The 13,069-nt window shown below is 39.7% G+C and carries 12 protein-coding genes; 10 read left to right on the top strand and 2 right to left on the bottom strand.

The features are described 5' to 3' along the window. Positions 1–255 precede the first annotated feature (255 nt). Positions 256–672 carry a tRNA (adenosine(37)-N6)-threonylcarbamoyltransferase complex ATPase subunit type 1 TsaE gene (tsaE, locus tag PY091_RS00335; protein WP_275647774.1) on the bottom strand — a complete coding sequence of 139 codons (417 nt, stop codon included), beginning with the start codon at positions 670–672 and terminating at the stop codon, positions 256–258. Between the two features lie 7 nt (positions 673–679). Then, the gene (gene porX, locus PY091_RS00340) at positions 680–2,224 is read right to left on the bottom strand and encodes a T9SS response regulator signal transducer PorX (protein WP_275647775.1); all 1,545 of its coding nucleotides are present in this window, start codon (positions 2,222–2,224) and stop codon (positions 680–682) included. Between the two features lie 37 nt (positions 2,225–2,261). Here porX and PY091_RS00345 point away from each other — a divergent pair, with 37 nt between their 5' ends. From PY091_RS00345 to PY091_RS00390, 10 genes are all read left to right on the top strand, one after another. Continuing rightward, positions 2,262–3,485, top strand: coding sequence for an HD domain-containing protein (locus PY091_RS00345; RefSeq protein WP_275647776.1), 1,224 nt, complete (start codon positions 2,262–2,264; stop codon positions 3,483–3,485). 23 nt (positions 3,486–3,508) lie between these two features. Further along, entirely contained in the window at positions 3,509–4,543 is a 1,035-nt protein-coding gene (gene lpxD, locus PY091_RS00350; protein ID WP_275647777.1) for a UDP-3-O-(3-hydroxymyristoyl)glucosamine N-acyltransferase, read from the top strand. Then, on the top strand, positions 4,527–5,939 hold the full coding sequence (locus tag PY091_RS00355; protein ID WP_275647778.1) for a bifunctional UDP-3-O-[3-hydroxymyristoyl] N-acetylglucosamine deacetylase/3-hydroxyacyl-ACP dehydratase: 1,413 nt from the start codon (positions 4,527–4,529) through the stop codon (positions 5,937–5,939). The genes lpxD and PY091_RS00355 overlap by 17 nt, the downstream gene beginning before the upstream one ends. After that, entirely contained in the window at positions 5,940–6,725 is a 786-nt protein-coding gene (gene lpxA / locus PY091_RS00360) for an acyl-ACP--UDP-N-acetylglucosamine O-acyltransferase (protein ID WP_275616385.1), read from the top strand. Between the two features lie 4 nt (positions 6,726–6,729). Then, entirely contained in the window at positions 6,730–7,296 is a 567-nt protein-coding gene (gene efp, locus PY091_RS00365) for an elongation factor P (protein WP_275647779.1), read from the top strand. Positions 7,297–7,302: 6 nt separating this feature from the next. After that, positions 7,303–8,238: a UDP-3-O-(3-hydroxymyristoyl)glucosamine N-acyltransferase gene (locus tag PY091_RS00370; protein ID WP_275647780.1), complete on the top strand. Its 936-nt coding sequence runs from the start codon at positions 7,303–7,305 to the stop codon at positions 8,236–8,238. A 62-nt stretch (positions 8,239–8,300) separates the two neighbouring features. Continuing rightward, positions 8,301–9,173 carry a succinate--CoA ligase subunit alpha gene (gene sucD, locus PY091_RS00375; protein ID WP_275647781.1) on the top strand — a complete coding sequence of 291 codons (873 nt, stop codon included), beginning with the start codon at positions 8,301–8,303 and terminating at the stop codon, positions 9,171–9,173. A 107-nt stretch (positions 9,174–9,280) separates the two neighbouring features. Next, entirely contained in the window at positions 9,281–10,030 is a 750-nt protein-coding gene (gene fabG / locus PY091_RS00380; RefSeq protein WP_275647782.1) for a 3-oxoacyl-[acyl-carrier-protein] reductase, read from the top strand. 4 nt (positions 10,031–10,034) lie between these two features. Beyond that, positions 10,035–12,068 (top strand): VWA domain-containing protein, encoded by a 2,034-nt coding sequence (locus PY091_RS00385; RefSeq protein WP_275647783.1) that lies wholly within the window; start codon positions 10,035–10,037, stop codon positions 12,066–12,068. A 12-nt stretch (positions 12,069–12,080) separates the two neighbouring features. Beyond that, the gene (locus tag PY091_RS00390; RefSeq protein ID WP_275647784.1) at positions 12,081–12,896 is read left to right on the top strand and encodes a prohibitin family protein; all 816 of its coding nucleotides are present in this window, start codon (positions 12,081–12,083) and stop codon (positions 12,894–12,896) included. The last annotated feature ends 173 nt before the right edge of the window (positions 12,897–13,069 follow it).

A 13,069-nucleotide genomic window follows, 5' to 3' on the forward strand; every position in this document is an offset into this window, starting at 1 on the left:
AAAGTTACTGTAGTTGATACAGCGGTCATTGCCAAAAATGCAACAGCTAGCAATCCAAAAAAAACTTTTTTAGTGTTCATCGTAAAAGAGTTTTTGGTTAATAAATGAATTCATTCACAGAACAAATGTAGGAAAATATTTCAACTTGCCATACCTTTTATCGATAAAATTGGTTTTTTAACGTTAAAAAAGCTCACTTTATCGAAATCGGCCTGTTCTGTGCAATAATTTCAATGAAGATATAGGGATTGCTTTTTAGGAAACATTTAACTCGATTGAACGCGTGCTTTCCTCGATAAAGTGCAAGAATACCCCCACAGCATCCTCAGGCAACAAAGAGGCAATCTTGTCGGGCCACTCAATAAACAACCAGGCATCTGAATTTAAATAATCTTCAAACCCCATGTCCAAAGCTTCCATTTCGTCATTTAACCTATAAAAATCAAAATGATACGCCAGTGGTACACCGTTGTTATCGGAATATTCGTTTACCAAACCAAATGTGGGACTATTGGCCGTGTCGGCCGCTCCAAGCTCTGCAACCAATGCCTTTACCAGTGTTGTTTTTCCAACCCCCATATCGCCATATAGACAAAGAACCTTGCTTGGGGCTTTGTTCAGCAACTCTTTGGCCACATCATGGATTTCATCCAATTTAAAGCTTCTTTTCACTACAGTTTTATTTTGGGTCCAAAACTACAAAAGGAACAATCATTTCCTCCAACGAAACCCCTCCATGTTGGTAGGTATTTCGATAATAACTTACATAATGGTTATAGTTGTTCGGGTAGGCAAAAAACAAGTCATTCTTTGCGAATATGAAGCTACTGCTCAGATTAATGTTGGGCAAATGAATTTCTTGAGGATTTTTGGTGGCCAACACATCTTTATCTTGATAGGTGAGGCTTCTTCCTGTTTTGTACCTTAGGTTTAAACTCGTTTCTCGATCGCCTATCACCTTTGAAGGCTGCTTAACATTAATTGTTCCATGATCTGTGGTCAAAATCAATTTCATTCCAAGACTTTGTGCCTGTTGAATTATCTCCAGCAAGGGAGAATTTTTGAACCAACTTAAGGTAAGTGATCGATACGCCTTATCGTTGGACGCGAGTTCTTTTACCACTTCCATTTCCGTTTTGGAATGGGAAAGCATATCCACAAAATTGTAGACCACCACGGTTAGGTCATTATCTTTTTGGGATTTAAAATTGGAGGCCAACTGTTTCCCTTGTTTCAGGTTGCTGATTTTATGGTACTCCCATTTAAGATCAAGCCCCAATCTTTTGAGCTGTTCTCCAAGAAAATCGGATTCATGAAGATTTTTACCCCCTTCATCCGTATCGTTTTTCCACCAATCGGGGTATCGCTTTTCCATTTCTGATGGCATAAGACCCGAAAAAAGTGCGTTACGTGCGTATTGGGTAGCTGTAGGTAAAATACTGAAATAGGCACACTCTTGTTTCTTTTTATAATGTACCGATAGTGTTTTCTCGAACGCCAACCATTGGTCGTAACGTAAATTATCAATAACAACCAATAGCGTTTTGTTTTCTTCTAATTCCGGCTGAACCTTATTTTTGAACAAAGTATGCGACATTACAGGAGCATCTCCATCTTGAAACCATCCCTTGTAGTTTTTGTCCACAAATTTGCCGAACTGTGAGTTGGCCTCAACTTTCTGTGACTCCAATATTTCGAACATTCCGGAATCTTCTATTTGCTCCAGTTCCAGTTCCCAATAAATCAGTTTTTTATAAAGGTCCACCCATTCCTCTTGGGTATTGATCATGGATAGATCCATGGCGATCTGCCGGAACTCCTGTTGGTAATTGGCGGTTGTTTTTTCCGACACCAAACGAGAATTGTCCAAACTCTTTTTTAAGGACAATAAAATTTGATTGGGATTGACTGGTTTTATAAGATAATCCGCAATTTTTGAACCGATGGCCTCATCCATGATATATTCTTCCTCGCTCTTGGTGATCATCACAACGGGAATAGATCCATCGTATTTTTTTATTTCTGTCAACGTTTCCAAGCCAGAAAGTCCGGGCATGTTTTCATCCAAAAAGACGATATCAAAAAAAGCCTCCTTGATCTCTTCAATGGCATCCTGTCCACTTTGACTGGTGACCACCTTATATCCTTTACTTTCTAAAAATAATATGTGAGGTTTTAGTAGGTCTATTTCATCATCGACCCAAAGAATTGTTATCTTGTTCATATAGTGATTATCTTTGTTGGAATTAAAACAAAAAACTTTGGTAAAAACCAATAAGCTTAATGTTTTCAACGATCCAATTTACGGTTTTATTGGAACTCCCAACGAACTAATTTTTAGTCTGATCTCGCACCCTTACTTTCAAAGGCTGAGGCGAATATCCCAAATGGGGCTCTCATATCTGGTATACCCGGGAGCTCATCACACACGATTTCATCATGCACTGGGAAGCATGCATTTAATGACCAAGGCCATACAGGTACTAAAATTAAAGGATGTTGAAATTACCGATGAAGAAGAAACCGGCCTTTTGTGTGCCATATTGCTGCACGATATTGGTCATGGCCCCTTTTCCCACGCCCTTGAGGGCTTTGTTGCCAAAGAAATCAGTCATGAACAGATTTCCCTTCGTTTTATGATGGAATTGAACAATGAGTTCAATGGTGAGTTGGATACGGCCATTTCCATCTTTAAGGGTGATTATCCCAAACCTTTTTTAAATCAATTGGTGTCCAGTCAACTCGATATGGACAGATTGGATTATTTAAAAAGAGATAGTTTTTACTCTGGCGTCACCGAAGGAAATATTAACTCGGAACGTTTGATCTCTATGCTCAATGTAGTGGATGGAGACCTGGTAGTGGAGGAAAAGGCCATATATGCCGTGGAAAAGTTTTTGATGGCCCGTAGATTTATGTACTGGCAGGTTTACCTGCACAAAACAGGTCTTGTGGCAGAGCAATTGTTGGTTCGAATTATGCAAAGGGCCAGATTACTGTTAAGTGCTGGAGAGAATTTGGAAGCTAGCAAGCCCTTGTTGTTCTTTTTAAAGAATAATGGCGCACTATCTTTTAATAAAGAAGTACTGGAGACCTTTGCCGAACTGGACGATATCGACATTATGAGTGCTCTTAAAAATTGGCAGTTCCATGAAGATTTTGTGCTTTCCAAATTATGTAAAATGATCCTGGACAGGAAACTTTTGCATGTAAAGGTTAAAAAGAGACCTATGACTCCAGAAAAAATCAAGGAAAAATTGGATTGGATCATTAAAAATCATGATCTTTCAGTAGAGGAAGCGTCTAATTTTGTGTTCCAAGGAGAGATTTCGAACAAGGCATACAGCAAGGAGCAGGCCATTCATATTTTAAAAAAGAGTGGAAAAATATCGGATGTACTAAAAGAGTCCGATCAACTTAGTTTAAAAGCTTTGGCTAAAAAGGTGACCAAATATTACAGTTGCTATCCAAAGAAAGCCGTTTAACAAATTTTGTTACTTTTGCATCAATGAAATTTACAGCTACCCAAATTGCCGGAATCTTAGAAGGGGAAGTTGAGGGAAATCCTCAAATCGCTGTCCACAAATTGTCCAAGATAGAGGAGGGTGAAAAAGGGTCGTTGACCTTTTTGGCCAATCCAAAATATACATCTTACATATATTCCACAAAGGCATCCATTACCATAGTAAACAAGGATTTTGTTCCCGAACAATCGGTTACCACTACATTAATTAAAGTAGATGACGCATACAAGTCCTTCTCCAAACTATTGGAGTATTACAATCAAGTAAAAAACAATAAAACCGGAATTGAAAACCCATGTTACATTTCCGAATCAGCAACTTACGGTGAGGAATTTTACCTGGGTGCATTTGCATATCTAGGTGAAAAGGTGACCATTGGGGACAATGTTAAGATTTATCCGAACGCCTACATTGGGGATAATGTAACTATTGGAAACAATGTGATTGTTTTTGCTGGGGCGAAAATTTATTCAGAAACCGTTATCGGCAATAATTGTGTAATCCACGGTGGAGCCATTATTGGTGCAGACGGGTTTGGATTTACCCCAAATTCCAACGGGGAATACAGTAAGGTGCCACAAACTGGAAATGTGATCATTGAGGACAATGTGGATGTAGGTGCAGGTACAACAATAGACCGTGCTACATTAGGCTCTACCATATTGAGAAAAGGCGTAAAACTGGATAATCAGATTCAAATTGCCCATAACGTAGAAATTGGTGAACATACGGCAATTGCCGCACAAACGGGAGTTGCAGGGTCCACCAAAATTGGGAAAAACTGTTTGATAGGAGGCCAGGTTGGAATCGTTGGACATATTACTATTGGTGATAGAGTTCGAATCCAAGCCCAATCCGGAATAGGAAGAAACGTAAAAGATGATGAAGTACTCCAAGGATCACCAGCGTTGAACTACGGAGACTTCAACAAATCATATGTACACTTTAAGAATTTGCCTAAGTTGGCAAATCAAATCTCCAACATAGAAAAAAGAGTTGAAGGTGAGCAAACCAAGTAACAAACAACGCACCATAGCTAAAAAAGTAACGCTACAGGGTGTCGGATTACATACAGGGGAAAACGTAACCATGAGTTTTCTTCCTGCGGACGATAACCACGGTTATGCGTTCAAAAGAATTGATCTAGAAGGGGAACCCATAATAGAAGCTGATGCAAATTATGTGGTAAACACCCAACGAGGAACCAATCTAGAGAAGAACGGAGTTAAAATACACACCTCCGAACATGTGCTTGCCGCACTCGTTGGATTGGACATAGACAACGTTTTAATAGAATTGGATGCGCCAGAGCCTCCAATTATGGACGGTTCTTCCAAATTTTTTGTAGAAGCTTTGGAAGAAGCAGGAATTGTTGAGCAAGAACAGGAGCGCGAGGAGTATGTGGTCAAAGATGTAATCTCCTATAAAGATGAGACCACAGGAAGTGAAATCACGATCATACCCGCAGACGAATATCAAGTGACCACCATGGTAGATTTTGGGACCAAAGTATTGGGTACCCAGAATGCCACTTTGGAAAGGATGTCGGATTTTAAAGAACAGATTTCCGATTCGCGTACATTCAGTTTTTTGCATGAATTGGAAATGTTGTTGGAAAACGGCCTGATCAAAGGTGGTGATTTGAACAATGCCATCGTTTATGTGGACAAGGAAATTTCCGAATCCACCATGAAAAAATTGGAAAAGGCTTTTGGTAAGGAGAAACTTTCAGTAAAGCCGAATGGCATTTTGGATAACTTGACCCTTCATCATCCCAATGAAGCTGCAAGGCATAAACTATTGGATGTTATCGGGGATTTGGCACTTGCTGGAACCCGTATCCGAGGAAAAGTGATTGCCAACAAGCCAGGACACTTTGTGAACACACAGTTTGCAAAGAAACTGTCCAAAATCATAAAAATAGAAAAAAGGAACAAGGTTCCCAGCTACGATTTGAATCAAGAGCCATTAATGGACGTGAACGAAATCATGGCAAGGTTACCGCACCGCCCGCCATTTTTATTGGTGGATAAAATTTTAGAACTCTCCGATACCCACGTAGTAGGGGTAAAAAATGTAACGATGAACGAACCGTTCTTCGTAGGGCATTTTCCCGGAGCTCCGGTAATGCCGGGTGTGCTTCAGGTTGAAGCCATGGCGCAAACAGGAGGGATCCTTGTATTGAGCACCGTACCGGACCCAGAGAATTACCTGACTTTCTTTATGAAAATCGATAAAGTAAAGTTTAAGCAACAAGTAGTTCCAGGGGACACTTTAATTTTCAAATGCGATTTGATTTCGCCAATAAGACGTGGAATTTGTCATATGCAAGCCTACGCCTATGCCAATGGGAAATTGGTTTCAGAAGCTGAATTGATGGCACAAATCGTTAAAACAAAAAATACAGATTCGTAGATGAACCAACCATTAGCATATGTGCACCCAGGGGCCAAAATAGCCAAGAATGTGGTTATCGAGCCTTTTACCACCATACATAATAATGTTACCATAGGTGAAGGTACTTGGATAGGTTCCAATGTTACTATCATGGAGGGCGCAAGAATCGGAAAAAACTGCAGTATTTTCCCCGGCGCTGTAATTTCAGCCATGCCGCAAGACCTAAAATATCAGGGAGAAGATACTACAGTGGTTATTGGTGACAATACAACCATTAGGGAGTGTGCCACAATAAACAAGGGTACCTCCGACCGGATGAAAACCGTAATCGGCAACAATTGTTTGATTATGGCCTACTGCCACGTAGCTCACGATTGTTTGGTGGGCGATGGCTGTATCTTCAGTAACAATTCAACTTTAGCAGGACACGTAACCATTGGTCAAAATGTGGTTTTGGCAGGTATGGTCGCTGTACACCAGTTTGTATCCATCGGAAACCATGCTTTTGTAACAGGTGGTTCTTTGGTTCGTAAAGATGTACCTCCTTATGTAAAGGCCGCAAGAGAGCCATTGTCTTATGTAGGAATCAATTCTATTGGACTGCGCAGAAGAGGTTTCGAATCCGACAAGATTCGTGAGATTCAAAATATTTACAGACTACTATATCAACAAAACTATAACAATTCCCAAGCGGCATCTATTATTGAAGCCGAGATGGAGGCAACTCCTGAGAGAGATGAAATCCTTCAATTTATAAGAGATTCGCAGCGTGGAATTATGAAAGGTTATTTCAGTTCAAATTAAATTTATGGCAAGTACTTCTGATATAAGAAAAGGGTTGTGCATTAAGTACAACAACGATATCTACAAAATTGTAGAGTTTCTTCATGTAAAACCAGGTAAAGGACCAGCTTTTGTCCGTACCAAGTTAAAAAGTGTAACTACGGGTAAAGTAATCGACAATACTTTTTCCGCAGGTCACAAGATTGAAGATGTTCGTGTAGAAACACGCTCCTACCAATTTTTGTACAATGATGGGGAAACCTATCACTTTATGAACACCGACGATTACACGCAGATTGCTTTGCAAAGAGATGCACTTGATGCATACGACCTGTTAAAGGAGAGCGAAGTTGTTACCATTATATTCAATGCCGAGGATAACATGCCACTATCGGTTGAAATGCCGGCAAGTGTTGTTTTGGAAGTAACCCACACAGAACCAGGTGTAAAAGGGAACACCGCTACAAACGCCACAAAACCAGCTACTGTGGAGACAGGAGCAACGGTCAATGTACCTCTTTTTATTAACGAGGGGGACAAAATCAAAATTGATACAGAGAAAGCAGCGTATTTGGAACGAGCCAAAGAGTAGCATTAAATGAAATTCCCTAAAACCCATACCTTAAAGGAAATATCGGAGATTATAGATGCCGATTTTGTTGGAAGTGAAGATTTTCCGGTCTTGGGCATGAACGAAATTCATGTGGTGGAAGAAGGTGACATTGTATTTGTGGACCATCCCAAATATTATGATAAAGCCCTTCAATCCAAAGCTACGGTGGTACTCATCAACAAAGAGGTGGAATGCCCGGAAGGTAAGGCGTTGCTCGTTTCTGATGATCCGTTTCGAGATTTCAATAAATTGACTCGCCATTTCAAACCTTTTGAAAGTGCAGCATCTACCATTGCTGAATCCGCCCAAATAGGGGAGGGTACTATAGTTCAGCCCAACGTTTTTATCGGTAATCATGTGAAAATCGGAAAAAACTGTCTGATTCATCCCAACGTAACCATTTATGATGGCTGCATTCTTGGTGATAATGTCACGATTCATGCAGGAACCGTATTAGGAGCCGATGCGTTCTACTACAAAAACCGGCCCGAGGGATTTGACAAATTACTTTCCGGAGGAAATGTAGTTATAGAGGACCACGTTGACATTGGTGCTGGATGTACTATTGATCGTGGTGTGACAGGTTCGACTACTATCAAAGAGGGAGCTAAATTGGATAACCAGATTCAAGTTGGCCATGATACCGTTATCGGAAAAAAATGTTTGATCGCATCCCATGTAGGAATTGCAGGTTGCTGTATTATTGAGGATGAAGTGACACTTTGGGGACAAGTAGGTATTACGAGTGGAGCCACCATCGGCAAAAAAGCGGTAATCTTGGCTCAATCAGGTATTTCAAAATCCCTTGAAGGAGGCAAAACCTATTTTGGTTATCCGGCAGAGGAAGCACGGGAAAAACTCAAACAAATCGCATACATCAAAAAGATTCCAGAAATCTTGAAAAAACTGAAAAAGATTTAAGAAATCAATAGAAAAAAACTTTAGTAAACCATATTTTTGTATCTCTACATTAAGTTAAATATATGAGCGTCTTAGTAAACAAGGATTCAAACATAATTGTACAAGGATTTACCGGTAGTGAAGGAACTTTCCACGCCGAACAAATGATTGAATACGGAACCAACGTAGTTGGTGGTGTGACCCCCGGAAAAGGTGGTCAAGAACATTTGGGAAAACCAGTTTTCAACACAGTTGAAGAAGCTGTAAAAGAAGTTGGGGCCGACACCACTATTATTTTTGTTCCACCCGCATTTGCTGCGGATGCCATTATGGAAGCTGCAGATGCAGGAATCAAGGTAATCATTACCATTACCGAAGGTATTCCTGTTGCTGACATGGTAAAAGCCAACGATTACATTAAGGATATGGATTGTACATTGATCGGTCCTAACTGCCCAGGTGTAATTACCCCTGGTGAAGCAAAAGTTGGTATTATGCCAGGATTTGTTTTCAAAAAAGGAAAAGTAGGAATTGTATCCAAATCTGGAACATTGACTTACGAAGCTGCTGATCAAGTTGTTCGTCAAGGTTTGGGAATTACAACAGCTATCGGAATCGGTGGTGACCCTATAATCGGAACTACAACAAAACAAGCTGTTGAGCTATTGATCAATGACCCAGAAACCGAATGTGTTGTTATGATCGGTGAAATTGGAGGTCAATTGGAAGCCGAAGCTGCAAGATGGTACAAAGAAAGTGGTAGCAAAAAACCTATTGTTGGGTTTATTGCTGGTGAAACTGCTCCTGCAGGACGTACCATGGGCCATGCCGGTGCCATTGTAGGTGGTAGCGACGATACAGCCCAAGCCAAGAAAAGAATCATGAAAGAATGTGGTATTCACGTTGTTGATTCTCCAGCTGAAATTGGCGTAAAAGTGAAAGAAGTGGTTGGGTAACCAACCGTTAAAACCATACTAAATCCCGTTTTATGCGGGATTTTTTTTCGTCTAAACATAAAACAACAACTATATTTGGTTAATAACCATTCAAACACAATCATAGTATGAAACTTTTGGAAGGGAAAAATGTAATTATAACTGGTGCCAGTAGAGGTATTGGTAGAGGAATAGCCGAAGTATTTGCAAAACACGGAGCAAATGTGGCTTTTACCTACAGCTCTAGCGAAGCTCCCGCTTTGGAATTGGAAAAAGAGTTGACGGATATGGGTGTAAAAGCCAAGGCTTATAAAAGTAATGCCGCCAGTTTTGAAGAATCTGAAGCTTTGGTTGCCAAGGTTTTGGAAGATTTTGACGGTAAAATAGATGTGCTTATCAATAATGCAGGTATTACCAAGGACAACTTATTGATGCGTATGGGTGAAGAGGATTTTGATACAGTTATCGAAATCAATCTCAAGTCCGTATTTAATATGACCAAAGCCGTTCAGCGTACTATGTTGAAACAACGTAAAGGTTCTATTATCAATATGAGCAGCGTTGTGGGTGTAAAGGGTAATGCTGGACAAACCAACTACGCTGCGTCCAAAGCAGGTATGATTGGTTTCACCAAATCCGTAGCATTGGAATTGGGATCTAGAAACATCCGTTGCAATGCCATAGCTCCCGGTTTCATAGAAACTGAAATGACCGAGAAATTGGACGAAAAAGTAGTTCAAGGATGGAGAGAAGGCATTCCGTTAAAACGTGGTGGTAGCCCCGAAGATGTAGCTAATGCATGTGTTTTCTTGGCATCTGACCTATCGGACTATGTAACAGGACAAGTATTGAATGTTGATGGTGGAATGTTAACCTAAATGAATGGAGTTGAGCACGGTACTTCTTATTGTTTTAGCAGTTGCTGCCGCGCTTACCCTTGTCTATTTTCAATACATTTATAAAAACCCAAAAAAGGGTTCGCTTAAGATAATATTGGCCGCATTAAGGTTTATCACCTTGTTTTGCGGCCTTTTACTTTTAATAAACCCAAAGTTTGTCAGCAAGGATTATTTTGTTGAAAAGGCAAATTTAATCCTGCTTGTTGATAATTCCACCTCCATGGACGATGCTTCTTCGAGGGAGGAGATTTCCCAAGTTATTGAGCAAATCAAGCAGAATAGCGCCATAAACGAAAAATTTACTGTGCATCAATATGGGTTTGGAAATTCGATAACATCTACCGATTCCATTCAATTCAATAAAGGTAATACCGACATTTCCCAAGCACTTTCTACCCTAAATGAAGTTTTTGTAAATGGGAACAACGCTATTGTTTTATTCTCTGATGGAAATCAAACGCTGGGAAGAGATTACGAATACACCACATTAACTGAAAATTCATCAGTATTTCCTGTAATCGTTGGGGATACAACACAATATGAAGATGTATCCGTTGGGCTCATCAATGTGAACAAATATGCTTTTTTGCGAAATAGTTTTCCAATTGAAACTACCATCCGCTACCAAGGTAGCCGTACAGTTTCGAGTACGGTAACCATATTTATAAATGGTGGCAGGGTGCATCAAGAACGTATAAATCTTAGTGCAACAAATAACAGTCAAACCCTTAACACTTTGGTCGAGGCTCAAAGTGTAGGTATCAAAACCATTAAAATTGATGTTAGTGCCCTTGAGAACGAACGCAACTCGGCCAATAACTCTAAAGAAACTGCGATAGAGGTAATAGATGAAAAAACCAATGTTGCCATAATATCGGACATGCTGCATCCGGATATTGGAGCACTGAAAAAGTCCATAGAGTCCAATGAACAGCGCACGGTAACTCTTCTAAAACCCACCGCAAGTCAAGCCGAATTGGAAGATATGGGTTTGTTGGTTTTATATCAGCCCAATCTTAATTTTAGGAGTGTCTATGAATTTTTAAATAATTCAGGAGGCAACTATTTCACCATTACAGGAAGTAAAACAGATTGGAACTTTTTAAATCAGACTCAAAAAAGCTTTACCATTTCCGGGAGTCGTCAACCAGAGGATATTCTACCGGTTTTAAACAATACATTCGGGTTGTTCGGACTTGGAGATTTTAATGTGGATGGATTTCCACCTTTAAAAGGAACCCTTGCCGATATTCAACTCAAAAAAGAAAATGAATTAGTAATGACCCAACAATTACAGGGAATTAACTTGGAAAAACCTTTGTTTGCTTTTTTAAGCGAATCGGGGACCAGGGAAGCTGTATTATTTGGGGAAGATATTTGGCGATGGCGTGCACAAGTCTACCGAAATGATCAAAGTTTTGACAGTTTTGACGATTTTATCGGTAATTTGATGGTTTACCTCAGTTCCAATAAAAAGAGGAACCGGTTGGAGCTGGACTACGAGTTGGTTTTTGATAATGCCAGCATGGCCAAGATCAGGGCTTCATACTTTGACGAGAGTTATCAATTTGACGCCAATGCCACTATTTCCATAAGTTTAACTGGAAAGGAAAATGAATTTTCTAGAGTATCACCCTTATTGTTGAAAGGCTCTTTTTATGAAGTGGATTTAAGTGATTTGGAAGCTGGGGAGTATGAATTTACGGTTACTGTTCAGGACGAAAACCTAAACCGTTCAGGTACTTTTAGAATTCTGGATTTTAATCCGGAAAAGCAAATTATTTCCTCTAACTATGTAAAAATGGGGCGTCTCGCTGATAAAAACAACGGACAACTCTTCTATTTGGATATGTTGGAAGAATTACAGAATACTTTAACTACATCACAGCAGTTTCTACCTGTTCAAAAGAGCAGGGATAATGTTGTATCTTTAATAGATTTCCGTATTTTACTGGGACTGATCATACTTTCCCTTACTACGGAATGGTTCATCAGAAAATATAACGGATTAATATAAATCAGAGTAAACATGGATAAATTACCAAAGATTGCGTTGCCAGCTTTGGCGGCGATTATTTTCATAATCATTTTTGCATCAAGGTCAACCATTACCATTGGTTCCGGAGAAGCAGGAGTTTTATATAAATATTTCGGAGGAGGAGTTGTTACAGACGAACCCCCTTTGGGAGAAGGATTCCATTTGGTCGCTCCTTGGAATCGGGTATATATTTATGAAGTTCGTCAGCAAGAACGATTGGAGAAAATGAATGTGCTTTCATCCAACGGTCTGGATATTAAACTGGAGGCCTCTGTATGGTTTCAACCCAAATATGACGAACTTGGAAAATTACATCAAGAAAAAAGTGAGCAATATATTGAACGTGTATTACTTCCTGCAATCAGGTCTGCCGCACGTAGCGTAGTTGGGCGTTATACCCCTGAGCAATTATACTCGAGTAAACGTGATGCGATTCAACAGGAAATTTTTGAGGAAACCCAAAAAATTGTGGATGACCAGTACATTCAATTGAACGAAGTATTGGTAAGAGACGTGACATTGCCACCGACTATTAAGGATGCCATTGAACGTAAACTTCGCCAAGAGCAAGAATCCTTGGAGTATGAATTTAGATTGGTGACGGCAGAAAAAGAAGCAGAAAAAGTTCGTATTGAAGCACAAGGTAAGGCAGATGCCAACCGAATCTTGAGTGCCTCTTTAACAGATAAGATACTGCAGGATAAAGGTATAGATGCAACTATAAAGCTTGCTGAATCGCCAAACGCCAAAGTAGTTGTTGTAGGATCTGGTGATGATGGATTGCCATTAATTTTGGGAAATAACTAAATTCCGCTTTTTTGATATAAAAATATATCCTACTTTTGAAGCATCATGAGAAACAAAAACACACATCATCATTTTTATACTTGCCCTCAAGCGAGATAGAAATGTATTGTTGTTTTTAAAATATATTCTAACCCGTTTGAGAAATCAAACGGGTTTGTTTTTTGTACCCATTT

The organism is Flagellimonas okinawensis (genome assembly GCF_029194005.1).
In the GTDB taxonomy this organism is placed as follows: domain Bacteria; phylum Bacteroidota; class Bacteroidia; order Flavobacteriales; family Flavobacteriaceae; genus Flagellimonas; species Flagellimonas okinawensis.